Source organism: Actinoplanes sp. NPDC049316 (assembly GCF_040677315.1).
Classification (GTDB): domain Bacteria; phylum Actinomycetota; class Actinomycetes; order Mycobacteriales; family Micromonosporaceae; genus Actinoplanes.
The window spans coordinates 60,738-78,580 of the sequence record NZ_JBFAQM010000024.1 but is presented as its reverse complement, the minus strand read 5'-3'; the positions used below and the strand labels follow the sequence as shown (position 1 = coordinate 78,580).

Sequence of the window (17,843 nt, the reverse complement as noted above, 5' to 3'; positions counted from 1 at the left end):
GCGTTTCTCACCGGTAGATCGCGCGGTTGGCGGCGTCGATCACCGCCTGGTACGCCGTGCCCGTCAGGAACCGGTCACGGGCCAGCGCCGCCCGGGCCGCGTTGGAGCCCGGCGCCCCGTGCACGCCGCCGCCCGGGTGCGCCGAGGAACTCGCCAGGTAGAGACGGTCCACCGGGGTGTCCGGCCGGCCCAGGCCCGGCACCGGCCGCAGGAACAACTGCTGGTACGCCGCCGCGGTGCCCCCGCCGAGGGCCCCGCCCACCAGCGACGGGTTCTCACGCTGCATGTCCGCCGGGGAGAACACGTTGCGTCCCTCGACCATGCGGGAGAAGCCCGGCGCGTGGTCCTCCAGGACCGCCTCCATCCGGGCGACGTGCGCGTCGATGTCGTCCTGCTCCCAGTGGTCGCGGTGCGGCAGGTGCGTGTACGCCCACACCGACTCGGTGCCCTCCGGCGAGTGCGAGGGATCCGCCGTGGTCATCTGGCCCAGCAGCAGGAACGGGTTCGGCGGCACGGTGTTCGTGGCGAGGTGCGCCGAGTAGCGGGTCAGGCCGTCGAGGTCCGCGCCCAGGTGCACGGTGCCCGCACCCGCGGCGGCCGGGTTCTTCCACGGGACCTTGCCGTTCACCGCCCAGTCGACCTTGACCGTGGCGCCGTCCCAGCGGAAGAACTCCAGGTCCTCGGCGAAGCGCGGCGGCAGCCAGCGGGTGCCGACCAGGTCGAGGAAGAGCGTGGGGGCCGGGACGTCGGCGACCACCGCGCGCCTGGCCCGCCAGTTGCGGCCGTCGGCGCTGCGTACGCCCATCGCCTTGCCACGGGCCACCAGGATCCGCGACACCGGGGTGTCGTACTCGATCCGGCCGCCGCGCTCGTGCAGGCGGTCCACCAGCGCGGAGGTGATCCGCTGCGCGCCGCCGACCGGTACCGGCCACCCGAACTGCTGGCCGAGCATCGCCAGGAGCCAGCCGTACACGCCGCCGCCCGCCTCCTCCGGGGACAGGTCGGTGTGCAGCGCGCAGCCGGCGAGCGCGAGCTGGCCCCCCTCGCCCTGGAACAGTTCGCGGCCGAGCTCGCGTACCGAGAGAACCAGGCGCCGGGCCAGGCGCAGCGAGCCGCCGACGCGCAGGCGCCGGGCCAGCTGCAGGCCGGACCGCACCGGCGGGAAGGGCGTGAACAGCACCTTCAGCATCTCGTCGGAGACGTGGCACCAGTCCTCGAACGCCTGCCGCCACCGGTCGCCGTCACCGGGCGCGAACGCGTCCATCGAGGCCATGGTGGTTTCCAGGTCGCGGTTCACCGTCGCGGCCCGGCCGTCCGGCAGCAGGTGCGTGAGGACGTCGGGGGCGTGGGTCCACTCGAGACCGTGCTCGTCCAGGTCCAGCCCCTGCATCACCGGCGAGGCGTAGCCCAGCGGGTAGAAGGAGCTGAACAGGTCGCTGAGGTAGCCGGGGGCGGTCACGTACCCGGAGCGGACCGCGCCGCCGGGCTGGGGTGTCGCCTCGAGGACCTGCACGGTCCAGCCCGCGTCCGCGAGCAGGTTGGCGGCTACCAGGCCGTTGTGCCCGGCGCCGATGACGATGGCGTCCGCTCGTTCCACTTTGCCGACCGTACCCCTCGCCGTTTGGCACAAACGCCCTCCGGGTAGTGCCTTGTGCGCAAGGGGTGACGGATGGGAGCGCGACACATGACGGCCGCCACGACCCGCTCGCAGGTCACCTCGAGCCTGCCCCGCAAGGTACGGCAGCTGCGCTGGTCCACCTGGCGCGGTGTGCTCTGGCGCAGCGCCAAGGGGTACGTGGACGACGAATGCGCCGACCTCGCCGCGGCCCTCACCTACAACGCCGTCCTGGCGATCTTCCCGAGCGCGATCGTCGTGGTGGCGCTGGTGAACCTGGTGACCGACGGCCGGACGGCGGTCGACACGATCCTGGGCGTCCTCACCGACCTCGGCGCCGGCGCGGTCGTGGGCGAGCAGTCGTTCCGGTCGGCGCTCGACGCCATCGTCGTGCAGCAGAGCTCGGCGAAGGCGCTGCTCAGCTTCGGCCTGCTCGGCGCCCTCTGGTCCGCCTCCAACTTCGTCGGCGTGTTCACCCGCGCCTCCAACCGGATCTACAGCGTCAAAGAGGGCCGGCCGTTCTGGAAGCTGCGGCCCCTGCAGATCGGCTTGAGCGCGGTCGCCCTGGTGCTCATGGCGCTGGTCGCCACGGGCCTGGTCATCAGCGGGCCCCTGGTGGATGCGGTCGGCGACCTTCTGCACGCCGGCGACACCGCGCGTACCGCCTGGTCCATCGGGCGCTGGCCGGTGCTCGTCCTCATCCTGATGCTGCTGCTGTCGCTGCTGTTCTGGATCGCGCCGAACGTCCGGCAGCCCCGGTTCCGCTGGCTCACCCTGGGCGGCGCGGTGGCGCTGCTGGTGTGGGTGGTCGCATCCTTCGGCTTCGGGCTCTATGTTGCCAACTTCGGCTCGTACGACAAGACGTACGGCAGCCTCGGCGCGATCATCGCCTTCCTGGTCTGGCTCTACCTCGCGAACTCCGCCCTCATGCTGGGCGTGGAGATCAACGCCGAGGTGCAGCGCGGACGCCGGCTGCAGGCGGGAAGTCCGGACCCGGATCCGCCCCTTCCACCGCGCGAACCGGCCGACGACGAAGATCCCACGGTTTAGCCCGGGACCGGCCGGGCACCCCATGGTCATGGAACGCGGTAGCGACAAGCACAGCCCACGCGTCGACGAGCAGATGGCCCGGGAGGTCCGCGGGACCGTCCAGGGCACGGCGGGCGCGCGGGCCGAGGAATGGAAGATGGCCGAGCCGTCCGGCGAGGACCAGCCTCGGACCAGCTTGGTGCCGGAAGGCGGGGCCGGCCGCGGCGAGCAGAACGGCGTCGGCAGCGCGCAGGGCGAGGCGCTGAGCCGCTTCGGGACGTACATCGGTCTCTCGGCGCTGCCGGGCGACCGGGAGGCGCTCCTGAAGAGCGCCCATGACCTCGACGCCCCCGATGACGTGGTCGAGGCGCTCAACCGGCTCCCGGAGGGCACCACCTACCGCAACGTGAGCGAGGTCTGGCACGCGATCGACGCGTGACCGGCCACCCCGCGCGTGGCGCGGGAAACCTGTACGGCGGGGAAACACACAAGGAGGGAAACACCGTGAGTACCGTGACCGAGTCCGTTGACGTCAACGTGCCGGTGCGCACCGCGTACAACCAGTGGACCCAGTTCGAGGAGTTCCCCCGATTCATGAGCGGCGTGACGGAGATCCGCCAGCTGGACAGCACGATGACCCACTGGAAGACCGACATCGACGGCGTCAAGCGTGAGTTCGACGCCAAGATCACCGAGCAGCTGCCGGACGAGCGCGTGGCCTGGACCAGCGTCGAGGGCAGCAAGCAGGCCGGTGTCGTGACGTTCCACCGCCTCGACGAGACCCACACCCGGGTCACCTGCCAGATGGACTTCGAGCCGGAGGGCATCGTCGAGCAGGCCGGCGACAAGCTGGGCTTCCTGGACCGCCAGGTCAAGGGCGACATGAAGCGCTTCAAGGAGTTCATCGAGAGCCGCGGCGGCGTCGAGACCGGCGCGTGGCGCGGCGAGGTCGACCGGCCGCAGCCGTAAGCACCCCACGATCGCGAGAGGCCGCCGGGATTCCGGCGGCCTTTTCGTGGGTACGCCATGAGCATGACTGATCGCGAAGACGACGGCGTGTGGCGCGACGAGGACAAGCTGTCCGTGGCCGACCTCAGCGACGCCATGGCCGGCTGGGACACCGACGGGCAGGGCGACCCGACCGACAACGACGCCGGCGAGGAGCAGGCCTTCGGGCACGGCTCACGGGTCGCCGACGACGCGGCCGCCGACCAGACGGACCCCGACCGGGAATACCGCCCGAGCACGACGGGACGCACCGGCCCGCACTAAGTCGATCTCCGGGGACCGCGGTGGCGATCAGCCGGCCGCGGTCCTCAGCCGTATCTCTTTCACTCCCGCACCGTCCTGTCTCCCTCGGTCCCACACCGTCCTGTCTCCTCACTCCCACACCGTCACGGAACCGGCCTCCGACTCCACGTCCACGGCGTACCGGCTGCCGGCCGTACCCCATCCCGGCGAAGCGACCACCGCGCCCGGCGCCGCACGGACCCGGTCCCGCCACGGCACCGCGACCACCCCGGCCCCCGCGCGCAGCCGCAACCGCAGCTCCGTCCCGCCCGGCACCGCCACGGCCAGATCGCCGACGGCGCCCGCCACGGTGATCGGCACCGATCCGGACGGTGCCGGCAGCCGTACGCTGACCAGCCCGGCCCCGGAATCGACCACGAGGCGCCGCACCCGCCCGGCGGCCAGGTCCAGGTGCTGCTCCCCCGCGCCGGCCGGCAGCCGGATGTCCCAGCGGACCCGCCGGTTCAGCAGGATCTCGACGGTGTCCGGCCCGTCGCCGCCGGTCGGCCGCAACCCGAGCCGTACCCGCCCGGCCGCGCCGGTGACCTGCGGCTTCAACCCCGAGTCGGCGGGCGTGCTCACCCGGTAGAGCAGCCCGGGGAGGTCGGCGATGCGCACCTCGACCCGCGACGCCGCGTCGCGGACGATCAGAAATCCGACGGTACGCCCGTCCAGCGGGCCCGCCTGCACGTGCGGCTGCGGGGCGTCATCGGGCGGCATCTGACGCGCCCCCAGCCGGGTCGCCGGCGAGCACGCGCTCAGCGCCATGATCGCCAAACCGGCCGTCAGAGTTTTAAACCTCCCCGCCAGGACAGATCTAGTCGTACGCCTAGATCGTGGTAGCGCTCCCAGACCTTTTCTCGCCGTACTGACCAGCGAAAATGGGTGGTTTTCACCCCTCGTGGAGCATTGACAACGCTGCGCAGTGGGCACCATCGGACAACCCGAGATCGGCCGAAAGGGTGACGGCGAAGGCCACGAATCGGGCCACACTAGCCGGATGCGATCCGCCGGTTTCCTCTCCGAGCGTCAGCGCCGCCTCGCCTGGGTGGGCTTCCTCCTCGCCGCCTTCCAGGCCCCGCTCGCCGCCTCGCTCATCGACGACGCCTCCTGGCTCTTCGCGGTCGTCGTGGCCCTCGTGGTCGCGACCGTGATCCTCGCCGACGACACCCAGCGCCGCCGCGGCACGGCGACAGCCGAAGCGGAGTAGCCGGCGCGCTCGGCGCACAGCCACGGGGTTCGACGACGGTCCTGCGGCCCACCATCCGGTGCGCCTGGATCGCTGATCCGGCCGACCGTTCCGCGGAAGAGCTTTCTCACCGGTTCCGCCGCCGCACTACCGCGGAGAATCGCCGCCACACGGCCGCGTGCCGTGACTCGGCCTTCCCTTGCCCTCGTCATGCGGCGTGCCGGCTGCGGCCGGCTCAGGGCCGGGCTTCGTGGCCCGGTCGACCCCGGGTGCGGCGGCGTTCCTTGAGCTCCGCCTCGTACAGGTGGCGCTTGCCCTGGGCCAGCTCGTCGCGGGCGTCCTTCTCGATGGTCTTGAACTCGGCGTAGTAGCCGTCGTCGTACTCCTCGACGACCTGGAACGTCCACCGCCCGGCCAGCACGTTGCGGCCGATCAGCTCCTGCTCGATCCGCTCGGCGACCTTGGTCTCGCCGGCCTGCATGAACAGCGACACGGCCTCGTCGAGCTTGAAGTCGGCCTCGCCGGTGAGCTGGTGCAGGCTGTACAGGTGGCCGCGGATACGCTCCACGACCTCGAGGGCCTCGCTCAGCTTGCCGAGCGCCTCCACGGTGATGTCGCTGAGACCTTCGGGCCGCTGGTGCGCGGCGTCGGGACCGTCTGTCATGCGCCCATGGTTCCCCGCGGCGCGGACTTCAACCGAGCTGCACCGATCAGGCGAACCGTTGGCTACCCAGGGCTCCCTAACGTTTCTTCCCATGAATGGCCTGTTCAGCGGCGCCGCCGCCCGTGCTGCCCTGCGTTCCGCCCACGCCTGCCTCAGCGAGCTGATGACCTGCGTCGGAGTCACCGGCCTCGCGGCCGCGGCCGACTCCCCCGGCCTGCTGGCCGCGGTCGACCAGCACGTGGCGGGCATCCGCGACAGCCTCTCCACCGACGAGCGCCCGCTCACCCCGGTGATCCTCGCGGCGTACGCCGAAGGTGTCCGCGACGCCGCGTTCAAGCACGGCTGGCGCGCGCCGGAGGGCCCCATCGACTGGGCCGCCAACGACTGGGTCCTCAACCGCCTGCTGGCGGTCTGCTCCCTCGCCCGCACGCTGCCCCCGTCCCGCTGACCCTGCCCGACAGGCCACACCGACCGTTCAGGGCCGGCACCTCCCCGGAGGTGCCGGCCCTCTGGCTTTCCCGGGCAACGCCGGTTGCGGGCCCGAGGAGGCCACCGCCGGGCGCGGGCCGGGGTCGCACCCGGCGTCGGCTGAAAGGGGCCCGGTCCGGCCCGGTCACCTTGAGAAGCTCCCGAGCGGGGCTGGATGCCACCGCCGGGCGGGGTGCCACCGCCCGGCCAGGCACCACCCGCCGGGCCAGGCGCCGCCTGCCGGTTCGGGCACCAGACGCCGGGCCAGGCGCCGCCTGCCGGTTCGGGCACCAAACGCCGGGCCAGGCGCCGCCTGCCGGTTCGGGCACCAGACGCCAGGCCAGGCGCCGCCCGCCGGGTCAGGCACCACCGCCGGGATCAAGCGCCGCCGGGTCGGTCGGCGCCGCCGGATTGGGGCGAACCCGGGCGGGGCTAGGTGGCCGGGCCGTCCGAGGGCGGCTGGGTGGGCTTGATGACCTGGGTCTTCTCCTCGTCGTCCGCCGGGTACGGCAGCTGGCGCGGCAGCACCTGGGTGCGTTCCTCCTGGTCATCGGCGCTCCCGTGCGGGCCGGGCGACGAGGGCCGGCCGGGTACGTCGCCGGTCGTCTCGATGTCGTCGTCCTCGTCGTCGTCTTCGAAGCCGGGTACCGGGTTCGAGTACTCCCTGGGCCTGCGCTGGACCGGGATCACCTGGGTCTGCTCGCCGGACGCCGCGTCGAGCAGGCGGCGCCGGGCGGCCTCGGCCCGCTGCTGCTGCTCGGTCGACTCCGGCGACTCGCTCGGGGTCGCAGTGTCCGGGGACTGCGAGGTGTCGCCGACAGCATCCGGGCCGCCGGCAGCTTCCTCGGCCTCGCGCGCCTCTTCCGCCTTGCGGGCCTCTTCGGCTTCGCGGGCTTTCTCGGCCTTACGGACCTCTTCAGCTTTGCGAGCTTCCTCGGCCTTACGAGCCTCTTCAGCCTTGCGGGCTTCTTCGGCTTTGCGGGCTTCTTCAGCCTTGCGCGCCTCTTCAGCTTTGCGGGCTTCCTCGGCCTTGCGGGCTTCCTCGGCCTTGCGCGCCTCCTCAGCCTTGCGCGCCTCCTCAGCCTTGCGCGCCTCCTCAGCCTTGCGCGCCTCCTCAGCCTTGCGCGCCTCCTCAGCCATGCGCGCCTCCTCAGCTCGGCGGGCTTCCTCGGCGAGACGTTCCTGCTCGGCGCGCTTCTCCGCGGCGATTCTCGCCTTCTCGTCCGCGTACGTGCGGGCGTGCTCGCGGATGACCGCGGACTCCGCGCTCGCCCGTTCCAGCCAGATCTCCCAGCGGCGCTGCATCGGGCGGATCAGGCCGCCTCCCACGCCGACGATCACGACGCCCGCGACCGTGGCCAGGACGGCGATGAGGATGGGCTGGGTGACGGCCGTGGCGATCTGCACCTGGTTGAGGGCCGCGATGACGCCCAGGCCGACGATCAGCCAGTACGCCACGCGGGCCAGCAGGCGGCCGTACGCGAGACCGCCCAGCGCGCTGTCGATGAGGTCGCGGACGGCCCCGCCGATGGCCGCGGCCACCACGATGATGACGACCGCCACGAAGGCGCGGGGCAGCCAGGCGACCAGGGCGGTGAGCAGGTCGCTGACCGGGTTGGGACCCCAGATGCCGAAGGCGAGCTGGAGCGCGAACAGCAGCACCGCGTAGAAGGCGATCTTGGCGCACAGGTCGCTGGGCTCGACCCGGCCGTCCAGGGCGCGGCCGATGGCGCCGCGCTCGACGGCCCGGTCGAAGCCGACGCGGCGCAGGGTCTTGGCCACGACCGTACGCACGAGGCGGGCCAGCACGTAGCCGATGACGAGGATGGCCACGAAGGCGAGGGCTGCCGGCACGAACAGCAGCACCGATCGCCACATGTCGCTCAGGGCGTCGTCCAGGCCGGAGCCGGTCATCCGTTCTCCTCACCGAGGTGGTGACCGGCGGGACGGCCGGCCTGAAACGAGGTTAGATCGACCGGCGTCGGCTCGCACTGGCTGCGGCCGACCGTAAGGAGAAGGCAAGAATGCCCCGGAGCGCCCGGGTCAGGAGCAGGCGTTGCCGTCGATCCGGCATCCGCCCGGCAGCTCGGTCAGGGTCCCGTCCACCGTGAACGTGAAGGTGAGCGAGTCGCGTGCCGCGATCGGTCCGCCCGTGAACGTCACGCTGTCCCCGTCCTGGCTCACCGACGCGCCGGAGGCGTCCACCTTGTTGCCGCCCGGCACGGTCAGCGTGACCTGCCAGCTCCTGGTGGCCGTGCTGCCGGGGTTCTCCACCCGGACCTGTCCGGCGTAGCCGGTCCAGCCTTGCTCTCCTTCGTCAGCCGTGAAGGTGAGGGTCGCGACGGCCGGGAGGAGCAGCGGCGCGGCCGGCTGGGTGGGTGCCGGCTGGGCCGGGGACGACGGCGCCACCGTGTCGGCCGGCTGGTCCGGTACGCCGGGCAGAACCGGCCGGGTCGTGCGTACGGGCTGGGTGGCGGTGTGGCCGGCGGTGGTCGTCGCGGCCGCCGCCGGGGTGCGGGCCACGGCCGGGGCCGTCGTGCCCGCCGGGCTGGTCGTCGCGCCGGTGACGGGGTCGATGCCGGGCAGGGCCGGTTCCAGGTCGAGCACCCCGTCGGCGGGAGTCGCCGTCGCCGTGGCGCCGGGTGCCGCGACGGGATCCGGGCCGGATCCGCTCAGTGCCGCATATCCGACACCCAGGCCGGCCAGGATCGCGAGGACGCCTCCGGAGACCACCGCCATCCGCATCCGCCGCCCCGGCGCAGCCGGCCGCACATGCGACACGATCGGCGCCGGGTCGTCCGCGAACAAAGCAGGAGCGTCCGCGAACAAAGCAGGAGCGTCCGCGAACAAAGCAGGAGCGTCCGGAAACGAAGCAGACGCACGGGGCGAATCCAAAAATTCCGGGTCAGGGAAGGAAGACGGATCCGGATCAGGGAAGGAAGGAGGCAGCGCGGCAGGCCGTACGGACTCTGCAGGCGCCCAGGGCGCGGCCGCGCCGGGGTCGAGTTGTTGCAGCTCAGCGACGTATCCCATGACGCCGCGGCTGGGCCGGGGCCGCCACGTTTCACTCACGCGCGGGACTATAGGGCAGGCAGGATCGAACAGCCGAGCCCTGTTTCGTCGCCACCCGATCGCGCACCGTGAGCCCACGCGGGAGCGACGAAGCCACCTCACCCGCACGTACCCGGTAGAATCGGACGTCCGGTTGGTACCAGGATCGTCCGAACGGCCGAGGCGGGCTACGCTCAGGCCATGGTCGGCATGGGGATACCCTCCGCGATGACGACGGCGGTGACGACAGCGAGGACGACGGCGATGACGGCGCTGCCCGATCCGTCGGGCGTGGTGACGCAGCGTCCTCCGGGCTGCGCCGAACTGGTCGCCGCGCACCCGTGGGAGACCACGTCGCTGGGCCCGATGGCGAGCTGGGACCCGGTGGTGAGCGCGACGGTCGAGGTGGTCCTCTCGTCGCCCGTGCCGATGGCCCTCGCCTACGGCGACGACTACGTCCTCATCTACAACGACGGGTACGCCGAAGTCATCGGCGCCAAGCATCCCGCGGCGATGGGCCGCCCGGCCGCCGAGGTGTTCGGCGACCTCTGGCAGACGCCGGGCGTCGGCGGGGTCATCGACGACGTCTACCGCAGCGGCCAGTCCTTCCTCGAGGCGGAGGCCCAGGTGGCGGTCCCGCGCGGCGGTCAGGTCGAGCAGGCGTCGTTCACCAGGGGCCATTCCGTCGTACGCGACCAGCACGGCTCGGTGGTCGGCGTCCTCACGGTCGCGGCCGAGACGACGCAGGTGACCCGGCGGCTGCAGAGCCTCGGCGAGCTGACCGCACGGCTCGCCTCCGCGCTCACGATCGACGACGTAGCCCGGGTCGTGCTCTCGTACGCGATGTCGTCGTTCGACGTGGACCACTGCGTGTTCGCGGTCGACGACGGCGCGGGCTTCCGGTATGTCCGGCGCATCCGTGGCGAGATGATGGACGAGGCCGACGAGCGCCTGCCCCCGCTGTGGAAGCGGATCAGCAACGATCCCGGGTATCCGCTGGTGGTCGCGGCGCTCAGCGGGCGGCCCTCGTTCCAGCCCGACGGGGCGCCGCTGGGCGAGGTGGCGAGCGATCGGCACGAGCGCCGGATCCGCGCGCTGGCCGCGATGCCGTTGCGGACGCCGTCGCTGCACGGCGCGCTCACCATGGGCTACCGCACGCCGCACACGTGGCCGCCGGCCGAGCGCGCGCTGCTGTACGCGGCCGCCGAGCTGGTGGCCCAGGCGGCGGAGCGGGCACGGCGGTTCGAGGCCCAGCACGGCACCGCCCAGTTGCTGCAGCGCAGCATGCTGCCGGAGCACCTGCCCGAGCTCGACCGGTTCCGCATCGCCGCGCGCTACGACGTGGGCGTGGACGGCAACGCGGCGGGCGGGGACTTCTACGACGCCTTCGAGCTGGGCGACGGGCGGCTCGCCATGGTGCTCGGTGACGTGGCCGGTCACGACGTACGCGCGGCCGCGGTGATGGGTCAGGTGCGCGCCGCCCTGCGCGCGCTGGCTCTGACCGACCCGGCGCCGGAGACGGTCCTCGCCGGGCTGGACCGGCTGGTCGGCTCGCTCGGCGCGGAGTCGCGCAACGAGGAGATCTTCGTCACCGTCGTGTACGGGGTCCTGGACCAGTCGGACGGCCTGATCACGCTGGCCAGCGCGGGCCATCCCGCGCCGGTGCTGCGCCGGGCCGGCGGTGGCGAGGCCACCGCCGAGCTGGTCGCGCTGCCGCCGGGCGCGCCGCTGGGGCTGGGCGGTTCGTGGCGGACCACCACGGTCCGGCTGGAGCCCGGTGACACGATCCTGATGTTCAGCGACGGCGTCGTGGAGCGCCGCGACCGTACGCTCAGCGCCGGCCTGGACGCCCTGGTGGCGGCCACCGCGGAGGCGGCCAGCGGCGACCCGCGCAACCTGTGCTCGCTGGCCACGGCCGCCGTCTCCGGGCGTACGGATGACGACGTGGCCGTCCTGGCAGTGGAGCGGGCCGTCGCGCTGAGCCGGTCCGCGACGATGCTGGTGCCCGCCGAGCCGACCGGCCCGAGCCGGGTCCGGCAGTGGATGACGAACCGCCTGCGCGAGTGGGCGGTCCCGGAGACGGTGATCGGCGCGGCGATCCTGTGCACCAGTGAGCTGACCACCAACGCGCTGCTGCACGCGGGGACCCCGGCGCAGGTGCACATCGACCTGAGCGCGGAGCGGCTGCTGGTCTCGGTGGCCGACGAGGGCACCCGCGGCAGCGTCACCCGGGCCCGCACGGACGCGCTGAGCAGCCGGGGTCGCGGCCTGGGCCTGATCGAGGAGCTCAGCGACACCTGGGGCACCGATCCGGCGGTGCGCGGCTCGACGGTCTGGTTCGAGATGTTGATACCGCCCGCCGAAACGGGGTAATCGCCCGGGCATGACAGCCAAGCGCGGAGTGCTCTTCGACGTCGACGGAACCCTGGTCGACACCACCTACCTGCACGCGGTCGCCTGGTGGGAGGTACTGCGCCAGCACGACCGGGACGTCCCGATGGCAAAGATCCACCGGGCGATCGGGATGGGCTCGGACCGCCTGCTCGATCACCTGCTCGGCAGCGACCGGGACAAGGACGACGACGAGACCATGTCGTCGGCGCACGACGTGCTCTACGGCGCCTGGTGGGAGCGGCTGCGCCCGCTGCCCGGCGCCGCCGACCTGCTCCGCGCGTGCGCGGCCGAGGGGCTGGCCGTGGTGCTGGCGTCGTCGGCCAAGGCGCCCGAACTCAAGCAGCTGCGCCGGGTCATCGACGCCGACGACGTGATCACCGCGGCCACCTCGTCCGCCGACGCGGAGGAGAGCAAGCCCGCGCCGGACATCCTCGAGGCCGCGCTGGAGCAGTCCGGCGTCGGCGCGGAGCGGGCGGTGTTCGTCGGCGACTCGGTGTGGGACGTCAAGGCCGCCGGCAAGCTCGGCATCCCCTGCATCGGCCTGACCTGCGGCGGCACCAGCGCCGCCGAGCTGCTCGACGCCGGCGCGGTGGAGACGTACGAGAACCCGGCGGACCTGCTCGCGGCGCTGGACGGCTCGGCTGTCCGCAAGCTGCCGGCCTGATCAGGGCCGGCGCCAGTCGTCGCTGGTGAGGTGGCTGCCGGCCTGTGGTCCCATGCCGAGCATGCCGCCGTCGACAGGCCAGGACGCGCCCGTCACATAGGTCGCCCGGCCGATGCCAGACTCGGAGCCGGTCACGACGGACACGCGGGGATGGTTGTCACCTCGGGAGACCATGCCCGCGGGTTACCCGGCTCCCCCGCCGGCAACCACCCCCTGCGGGCGGCATGTTTTCCCCCGTACGGGGGCAGTTCCTCCCCGTGCAGATGTCCGACCTCCTCTTCGCGCTCCTCGGCGTCGGAGCCCTGCTGGCGGGCATCCTGCCGCGGGTCCTCGAGCGCCGTCCCCTGTCCATGCCGATCGTGTTCCTGGCGCTGGGCATGGTGCTCTTCGCCGTACCCCTGGGGTTGCCGGACGCCGATCCCCTCGCCCACCCGAAGCTGACCGAGCACCTCACCGAGATCTGCGTGATCGTCGCCCTGATGGGCGCGGGTTTGAAGATCGACCGGCCGCTGGGCCGGCGGCGGTGGGCCTCGACCTGGCGCCTGCTGGCGATCGCCATGCCGGTCACGATCGCGGCGGTCGCGCTGCTCGGCTGGTGGTGGGCCGGCCTGGTGCCGGCCGCGGCGCTGCTGCTGGGCGCGGCGCTCGCGCCGACCGACCCGGTGCTGGCCGCCGACGTCCAGGTCGGCGAGCCGACCGACGAGGAGGACTCCGAGGACGAGGTGCGGTTCGCGCTCACGTCGGAGGCGGGCCTCAACGACGGGCTGGCCTTTCCCTTCGTGTACGCGGCGATCGCGATGGCCACCGCGGCCGTGACGCACGAGAGCTGGGTCGGCGACTGGGTGCTCACCGACGTGCTCTACAAGATCGGCGTCGGGGTGGCGGGCGGTCTGCTCGTCGGCAAGTCGCTGGGCCGCTTGTTCTTCCGCGCCCGCAATCGCAGCCTGCGGCTCGCCCACCATTCCGAGGGCTTCCTCGCGGTGGCTGCCACGTTCCTGGCGTACGGGGTGGTCGAGGTGGCCGGCGGCTACGGCTTCCTCGCGGTGTTCATCGCCGCCCGGGGCATCCGGGCCGCACAGCGTTCGCACGAGTACCACCAGGTGTTGCACGACTTCGCGGAGCAGATCGAACGGTTGCTGACCGTCCTGTTGCTGCTGTTGCTCGGCGGCGCGGTGGTCAGTGGACTGCTGGCGCCGCTCACCTGGCCGGCCGCGCTCGTGGGACTGGCGCTCGTCTTCGTCGTGCGTCCCGTGTCAGGATTCCTGTCCCTGCGCGGCGCGCCGGGTCATCCGGCGGAACATTGGGTGATCGCGTCGTTCGGGATCCGCGGCATCGGAAGCTTCTACTACCTGGCGTACGCCACGAGCCACGCACAGTTCCCCAACGCGGATGTCATATGGGCGACAGCCGCATTCGTCGTTCTCGTGAGCGTGGGGTTGCACGGTGTCGCCGCGACGCCCGTGATGCGGCTTCTGGACCGATACCACGAGCGGTCCCGCACCCCGGAAGAGAAACACTCTCAGTAATTGACGTTGCTCAGAGTAGTCCTCCGTCGACGAAACCGTAGTTTATTTAGGACATTGAACCCGGGTGTAGTGGCAGAGCGTATTCATGGCTGTAAGGTGATCGGCATCTCTGTTGGCCGGTACTCCAACTTGGAACGACGAAAGGTGCCGCCATGCGTATACGGGGCTTTGCGCCGGGCACACCCTGCTGGGTCGAGCTGGCCAGTGCCGATCCCGCACGGGCGGCGGAGTTCTACGCCCGCCTCTTCGGCTGGGAGCCCGCCGGCGACCGGTTCAAGCTGGGCGGGCGCGCCGTCGCCGGGCTGACCCGCGCTCGCGCCGACCGGCCCGCCGGCTGGCTAACGTACCTGACCGAGCACAACCTCGAGTCGTCGATCCTGCGGGTGCAGGAGGCCGGCGGCCGGGTCGTCGCCGAGCCGGCCGAGGGCCACGGCGGCCGCTCCGCCGTCATCGCCGACCCGGCCGGCGCGGTGCTGGGCATCTGGGAGCCGCGCGGCTTCACCGGCGCCCAGGTCGGCGGCGAGCCCGGCACGATGACCTTCCCCGAGCTGCTCACCGACGACTCGGTGGCGGCGGCCAACTTCTACGGCCAGGCGTTCGGCTGGCTGCTGCGCGACGAGTACGGCAGCGACGGCACCCGCGGCGAGTGGATCACCACGGCGCACGACGCGATGGCGGGGCTCGCGCCCAGCCGTGGCGGCAGCTGGTGGCGGGCCGCGTTCCAGGTCGCCGACTGCGTGGAGACCCTCGAGGACTGCCGGGCGTACGGCGGCACGGTCGTCTCCGGGGCGCAGGACATGGGCTTCGGCACGTACGCGGAGCTGCTCGACCCGTGGGGTGTGCCGTTCTCGATCGCCGCGCCGGCGGCGATCCCGATCGAGCTGACCATGTCTTACACGCCGAACTCAGGCATGGAGCTGACCTTCGGCGGGTAGTGGTACGCCTGTTCGAATGATTGTCATCGAGGAGGCGCGCCATGGCGGCGAGCGATACCACCGGATCCAACACGATCAAGGACCCCGCCGACTGGACCACCGGCGACGAGCCGGCCACCGGGGCCCAGAAGTCGTACCTGAACACGCTGGCCTCGGAGGCCCACGAAGAGGTGCCGGAGGAGCTCACCAAGGCGGAGGCGTCCGAGCGCATCGACGACCTGCAGGAGAAGACCGGCCGCGGCCGGTGACCGTTCCCTGACGAGGGCCGGCCCATCCGGGTCGGCCCTCTTTTTCGCTCGCGGTGTCAACCGCAGTTGACACAGACGCTTATGTCAACGTAGGTTGACAGACATGACCGAAGCAACCGATCTGGCCGCCGCGGCGGGCAGCGCCGATCCCAAGGTCGGGCTGCGCGCGGTCGTGGCGCTGCGCCGCCTCCTGGAGGGCCTCGAGCACCTCCAGGTGGCCAACGCCCGCCGGAAGGGCTGGTCCTGGCAGGAGATCGCGGACGCCCTCGAGGTGACCCGCCAGGGCGTGCACAAGAAACACGCGAACCGGATGCCGATGCAGGACCCACGGGAGGACTGAGATGTTCGAACGATTCACCCACGCCGCCCGGAACGTGGTCGTGCGCGCCCAGGCCGAGGCGCGCGAGCTGCAGCAGTCCCCCATCGGGACCCAGCACATCCTGCTGGCCCTGCTGTCCGACCCCGACGGCGCGATCGCCACCGCGCCCGCGTTGCGCGACAAACAGGTGGACGCCCAGTACGTGCGGGCCGAGATCCTGCGCAGAGTCGGTCCCGGCACGGCCGCCTCGGATCCGCTGCCGGACGCCGACGCCGAGGACCGGGCCGCGCTCAAGGCGATCGGCATCGACCTGGACGCCGTACGCCGGGCGATCGAGGAGAACTTCGGCCCCGGATCGCTGCGACTGCCGCGCCCGCCCGCGCCTCAGCGCAAGGGACTGCTGCGCAAGTTCTACGGCAGCTCGGGACACGTGCCGTTCTCGCCACGCAACAAGAAGGTCCTCGAACTGTCGCTACGGGAGGCGCTGCGCCTCAAGCACAACTTCATCGCGCCGGAACACATCGTGCTAGGCATGCTGCGCGAAGGACGCGGGCTCGGCGTCCAGATGCTGGCCGAGCGCGGCGTCGACCTGACCGAGCTGGGCTCCGACATGGCGCGCTCGCTGCAGTCCCAGGCCGCTTAGGGCTCGTCGCCACGGGGTACTGGCAGGCCCATGACGTACCGGGTCGAGTACAACGGCGACGACATCGAGCTCGCCACCCTGGACACCGCCCTGGACAACGCCAAGCAGGCGATCGCCGAGGACGTGGGCCCGGTCAGCGGCTGGGCCGTCGAGCACGACGAGACGATCAACGACTGGTTCGTCCAGGGCGTCCGCGACGGCCGGGCCGTCGGGCCCACCGCGGTGGTCACCGGCCCGGAGCCGACGATGCCGGCGCAGACGTTCCCGCGCCACGCACCGGCGGCGACCGAGGATGCCGCGCGGCGCATGACGTTCACCGGCAAGACCCCGGCCGAGGCGCTGGAGATGGCCGCCGGCTGGCTCGCCGGCCGGCCCGAGGTGGTCGACGTGGACGACGTGGGCTGGCACCCGACCCGTACGGGATATGAGGTCCGCGTCTACTACCGGATCTGACTACCCTGCCTCTGTGACGGATTACGCCGGCTTCGTCGCCGCCGCCTCCGCCGATCCCGGCGTGCTGGGGTTGATCCTCACCGGCTCGTACGCCCGCGGCACGGCGACCGCCCAGTCCGACCACGACGTCGTGTTGGTCGCGCAGGGCGGTCACGAGTCCCGGCGTACGGCCACCCTCGACGTCGCGGTCTGCACGGTGGAGGCCCTCGCCGACACGTCCACCCTGTGGCCGCGGTACGGGTTCCGCGGCGCGCGGATCCTGCTCGACCGGCTCGGCGGACGGATAGCGGAACTGGTGTCACGGCAGGCGACGCCCACTCCCGAAGAGGCGACGCGGTGGGCTCGCGAGGGCCTCGACGGCTACGTCAACTTCCTCTACCGGGCCGCGAAGAGCCGCCGGGACGGAGATCGGGTGGCCGCGCGGCTCGATGAGGCGGAGAGCGTCTCCTGGCTGCTGACCACGATCTTCGCGCTGCACGGGCGGCTGCGGCCGTACAACAAGTACCTGCGGCGGGAGCTCGAGACGTACCCGCTGGAACCGCCGTGGGATCCGACGCTGCCGTCGCGGGTGGCCGCGGATCCCGCCTCCCTGTTCCCCGACGTGGCGCGGCTCGCCCGGGATCGGGGCCACGGTGACGTCCTCGACGCATGGGGGGACGACCTCGCGCTTATACTCGGATGACGAGGAAATTGGGGGACGCGTGGATCTGACCACCATCGAGGCCGTGCTCTTCGACATGGACGGCACCCTCGTCGACTCCGACGCCGCCGTCGAGCGGGCGTGGCGCGTGTGGGCGCACGAGCACGAGGCCGATGCCGCGGCCGTGCTCGCGATCGCGCACGGCGCGCCGGCCGAGCGTACGGTCCGCATCATCCGTCCCGACCTGGACGACGCCGGGGTGACCGCCGCCGCGGCGCGCCAGCTGGAGCTGCAGTACGACGACCTGTCCGACGTCGTGGCCACACCCGGCGCGTCCGGTCTGCTCGCCGCGCTGACGCTGCCGTGGGCGGTCGTGACCAGTGCCGACGTACGACTCGCGAAGGCCCGGCTCGGGGCGGCCGGGATCGCGGCGCCGGTGCTGGTGACCGTCGAGGACATCAGCGCGGGCAAGCCCCACCCCGAGGGATACCTGCGCGGCGCCGAGCTGCTCGGCGTGGAGCCGGCGCGGTGCCTCGTGGTCGAGGACGCGGAGGTGGGCGTGACCGCCGGCCGGGCGGCGGGAGCGACCGTGGCGGCGCTCAAGGGAGTGGACGGCGACATCGCGATCCGGGACCTGCACGAGCTCGCGGACCTGCTCGCGCTGTGACGGGGGTCCCGTACCCCTGGTATTTCAGATTTTAAAGAGTTAGCGTCT

General features: G+C 72.2%; 21 protein-coding genes and 2 pseudogenes. 17 read left to right on the top strand and 6 right to left on the bottom strand.

The features are described from left to right. Positions 1-7: 7 nt before the first annotated feature. Positions 8-1,597 carry an NAD(P)/FAD-dependent oxidoreductase gene (locus AB0K03_RS29495; RefSeq protein WP_364691237.1) on the bottom strand — a complete coding sequence of 530 codons (1,590 nt, stop codon included), beginning with the start codon at positions 1,595-1,597 and terminating at the stop codon, positions 8-10. An 87-nt stretch (positions 1,598-1,684) separates the two neighbouring features. On the opposite strand from AB0K03_RS29495, the gene AB0K03_RS29490 reads away from it, so the two are divergent. From AB0K03_RS29490 to AB0K03_RS29475, 4 genes are all read left to right on the top strand, one after another. Beyond that, entirely contained in the window at positions 1,685-2,665 is a 981-nt protein-coding gene (locus tag AB0K03_RS29490; RefSeq protein ID WP_364691235.1) for a YihY/virulence factor BrkB family protein, read from the top strand. A 28-nt stretch (positions 2,666-2,693) separates the two neighbouring features. Next, positions 2,694-3,083 carry a DUF2795 domain-containing protein gene (locus AB0K03_RS29485; protein WP_364691232.1) on the top strand — a complete coding sequence of 130 codons (390 nt, stop codon included), beginning with the start codon at positions 2,694-2,696 and terminating at the stop codon, positions 3,081-3,083. Positions 3,084-3,148: 65 nt separating this feature from the next. Continuing rightward, positions 3,149-3,613, top strand: a complete 465-nt coding sequence (locus tag AB0K03_RS29480) for an SRPBCC family protein (RefSeq protein ID WP_364691229.1) — start codon at positions 3,149-3,151, stop codon at positions 3,611-3,613. 63 nt (positions 3,614-3,676) lie between these two features. Next, positions 3,677-3,916 carry a hypothetical protein gene (locus AB0K03_RS29475; protein ID WP_364691226.1) on the top strand — a complete coding sequence of 80 codons (240 nt, stop codon included), beginning with the start codon at positions 3,677-3,679 and terminating at the stop codon, positions 3,914-3,916. Positions 3,917-4,024: 108 nt separating this feature from the next. Here the strand turns inward: AB0K03_RS29475 and AB0K03_RS29470 are convergent, their stop codons facing one another. After that, positions 4,025-4,702, bottom strand: coding sequence for a hypothetical protein (locus AB0K03_RS29470; protein WP_364691223.1), 678 nt, complete (start codon positions 4,700-4,702; stop codon positions 4,025-4,027). Positions 4,703-4,934: 232 nt separating this feature from the next. Between AB0K03_RS29470 and AB0K03_RS29465 the strand changes: the two genes are divergently transcribed. Then, positions 4,935-5,144 carry a hypothetical protein gene (locus AB0K03_RS29465; protein WP_364691221.1) on the top strand — a complete coding sequence of 70 codons (210 nt, stop codon included), beginning with the start codon at positions 4,935-4,937 and terminating at the stop codon, positions 5,142-5,144. 214 nt (positions 5,145-5,358) lie between these two features. Here AB0K03_RS29465 and AB0K03_RS29460 read toward each other — a convergent pair whose 3' ends face one another. Next, positions 5,359-5,787 (bottom strand): hypothetical protein, encoded by a 429-nt coding sequence (locus tag AB0K03_RS29460; RefSeq protein WP_199513617.1) that lies wholly within the window; start codon positions 5,785-5,787, stop codon positions 5,359-5,361. A gap of 91 nt (positions 5,788-5,878) precedes the next feature. On the opposite strand from AB0K03_RS29460, the gene AB0K03_RS29455 reads away from it, so the two are divergent. Beyond that, positions 5,879-6,235, top strand: a complete 357-nt coding sequence (locus tag AB0K03_RS29455; RefSeq protein WP_364691218.1) for a DUF6401 family natural product biosynthesis protein — start codon at positions 5,879-5,881, stop codon at positions 6,233-6,235. Between the two features lie 1,253 nt (positions 6,236-7,488). Here the strand turns inward: AB0K03_RS29455 and AB0K03_RS29450 are convergent. Both AB0K03_RS29450 and AB0K03_RS29445 read right to left on the bottom strand, forming a co-directional pair. Beyond that, positions 7,489-8,169 (bottom strand): annotated as a pseudogene (locus tag AB0K03_RS29450) (hypothetical protein); the annotation flags it as partial. A gap of 129 nt (positions 8,170-8,298) precedes the next feature. After that, positions 8,299-9,063: a cellulose binding domain-containing protein gene (locus AB0K03_RS29445; RefSeq protein ID WP_364691216.1), complete on the bottom strand. Its 765-nt coding sequence runs from the start codon at positions 9,061-9,063 to the stop codon at positions 8,299-8,301. 609 nt (positions 9,064-9,672) lie between these two features. On the opposite strand from AB0K03_RS29445, the gene AB0K03_RS29440 reads away from it, so the two are divergent. Beyond that, on the top strand, positions 9,673-11,679 hold the full coding sequence (locus AB0K03_RS29440) for a SpoIIE family protein phosphatase (protein ID WP_364691408.1): 2,007 nt from the start codon (positions 9,673-9,675) through the stop codon (positions 11,677-11,679). Positions 11,680-11,689: 10 nt separating this feature from the next. Continuing rightward, complete coding sequence (locus AB0K03_RS29435; protein ID WP_364691214.1) at positions 11,690-12,364, top strand: HAD family hydrolase; 675 nt, start codon at positions 11,690-11,692, stop codon at positions 12,362-12,364. Here the strand turns inward: AB0K03_RS29435 and AB0K03_RS29430 are convergent, their stop codons facing one another. Beyond that, positions 12,365-12,508: a hypothetical protein gene (locus tag AB0K03_RS29430; protein ID WP_364691211.1), complete on the bottom strand. Its 144-nt coding sequence runs from the start codon at positions 12,506-12,508 to the stop codon at positions 12,365-12,367. A 119-nt stretch (positions 12,509-12,627) separates the two neighbouring features. Between AB0K03_RS29430 and AB0K03_RS29425 the strand changes: the two genes are divergently transcribed. The 9 genes and pseudogenes from AB0K03_RS29425 to AB0K03_RS29385 all read left to right on the top strand — a co-directional run bounded on the left by AB0K03_RS29425 (position 12,628) and on the right by AB0K03_RS29385 (position 17,795). Then, positions 12,628-13,890, top strand: a complete 1,263-nt coding sequence (locus tag AB0K03_RS29425; protein WP_364691405.1) for a cation:proton antiporter — start codon at positions 12,628-12,630, stop codon at positions 13,888-13,890. A 152-nt stretch (positions 13,891-14,042) separates the two neighbouring features. Beyond that, a complete protein-coding gene (locus AB0K03_RS29420) occupies positions 14,043-14,825 on the top strand; it encodes a VOC family protein (protein WP_364691208.1) in 783 nt (260 codons plus the stop codon). Positions 14,826-14,866: 41 nt separating this feature from the next. Next, positions 14,867-15,073, top strand: a complete 207-nt coding sequence (locus AB0K03_RS29415; RefSeq protein ID WP_364691205.1) for a DUF3072 domain-containing protein — start codon at positions 14,867-14,869, stop codon at positions 15,071-15,073. A gap of 103 nt (positions 15,074-15,176) precedes the next feature. After that, the gene (locus tag AB0K03_RS29410; RefSeq protein WP_364691202.1) at positions 15,177-15,413 is read left to right on the top strand and encodes a helix-turn-helix domain-containing protein; all 237 of its coding nucleotides are present in this window, start codon (positions 15,177-15,179) and stop codon (positions 15,411-15,413) included. 1 nt (position 15,414) lies between these two features. After that, positions 15,415-15,609: pseudogene (locus AB0K03_RS29405) on the top strand (Clp protease N-terminal domain-containing protein); the annotation flags it as partial. Then, positions 15,595-16,035, top strand: a complete 441-nt coding sequence (locus tag AB0K03_RS29400) for a Clp protease N-terminal domain-containing protein (RefSeq protein ID WP_364691402.1) — start codon at positions 15,595-15,597, stop codon at positions 16,033-16,035. The pseudogene AB0K03_RS29405 and the gene AB0K03_RS29400, both read left to right, overlap by 15 nt. 30 nt (positions 16,036-16,065) lie before the next feature. After that, positions 16,066-16,488, top strand: coding sequence for a hypothetical protein (locus tag AB0K03_RS29395; RefSeq protein ID WP_364691199.1), 423 nt, complete (start codon positions 16,066-16,068; stop codon positions 16,486-16,488). 13 nt (positions 16,489-16,501) lie between these two features. Next, a complete protein-coding gene (locus AB0K03_RS29390) occupies positions 16,502-17,170 on the top strand; it encodes a nucleotidyltransferase domain-containing protein (protein ID WP_364691196.1) in 669 nt (222 codons plus the stop codon). A 19-nt stretch (positions 17,171-17,189) separates the two neighbouring features. Next, on the top strand, positions 17,190-17,795 hold the full coding sequence (locus AB0K03_RS29385) for an HAD-IA family hydrolase (protein ID WP_364691193.1): 606 nt from the start codon (positions 17,190-17,192) through the stop codon (positions 17,793-17,795). Positions 17,796-17,843: the final 48 nt, after the last annotated feature.

Excerpts from the sequence above, each read along its gene's own strand:
- AB0K03_RS29470 (WP_364691223.1), bottom strand. The coding sequence starts at position 4,702 with ATGGCGCTGAGCGCGTGCTCGCCGGCGACCCGGCTGGGGGCGCGTCAG.
- AB0K03_RS29415 (WP_364691205.1), top strand. The coding sequence starts at position 14,867 with ATGGCGGCGAGCGATACCACCGGATCCAACACGATCAAGGACCCCGCC.
- AB0K03_RS29420 (WP_364691208.1), top strand. The coding sequence starts at position 14,043 with ATGCGTATACGGGGCTTTGCGCCGGGCACACCCTGCTGGGTCGAGCTG.
- AB0K03_RS29485 (WP_364691232.1), top strand. The coding sequence starts at position 2,694 with ATGGAACGCGGTAGCGACAAGCACAGCCCACGCGTCGACGAGCAGATG.
- AB0K03_RS29425 (WP_364691405.1), top strand. The coding sequence starts at position 12,628 with ATGTCCGACCTCCTCTTCGCGCTCCTCGGCGTCGGAGCCCTGCTGGCG.
- AB0K03_RS29455 (WP_364691218.1), top strand. The coding sequence starts at position 5,879 with ATGAATGGCCTGTTCAGCGGCGCCGCCGCCCGTGCTGCCCTGCGTTCC.
- AB0K03_RS29475 (WP_364691226.1), top strand. The coding sequence starts at position 3,677 with ATGACTGATCGCGAAGACGACGGCGTGTGGCGCGACGAGGACAAGCTG.
- AB0K03_RS29490 (WP_364691235.1), top strand. The coding sequence starts at position 1,685 with ATGACGGCCGCCACGACCCGCTCGCAGGTCACCTCGAGCCTGCCCCGC.
- AB0K03_RS29440 (WP_364691408.1), top strand. The coding sequence starts at position 9,673 with ATGGCGAGCTGGGACCCGGTGGTGAGCGCGACGGTCGAGGTGGTCCTC.
- AB0K03_RS29410 (WP_364691202.1), top strand. The coding sequence starts at position 15,177 with ATGACCGAAGCAACCGATCTGGCCGCCGCGGCGGGCAGCGCCGATCCC.
- AB0K03_RS29435 (WP_364691214.1), top strand. The coding sequence starts at position 11,690 with ATGACAGCCAAGCGCGGAGTGCTCTTCGACGTCGACGGAACCCTGGTC.
- AB0K03_RS29460 (WP_199513617.1), bottom strand. The coding sequence starts at position 5,787 with ATGACAGACGGTCCCGACGCCGCGCACCAGCGGCCCGAAGGTCTCAGC.
- AB0K03_RS29395 (WP_364691199.1), top strand. The coding sequence starts at position 16,066 with ATGACGTACCGGGTCGAGTACAACGGCGACGACATCGAGCTCGCCACC.
- AB0K03_RS29465 (WP_364691221.1), top strand. The coding sequence starts at position 4,935 with ATGCGATCCGCCGGTTTCCTCTCCGAGCGTCAGCGCCGCCTCGCCTGG.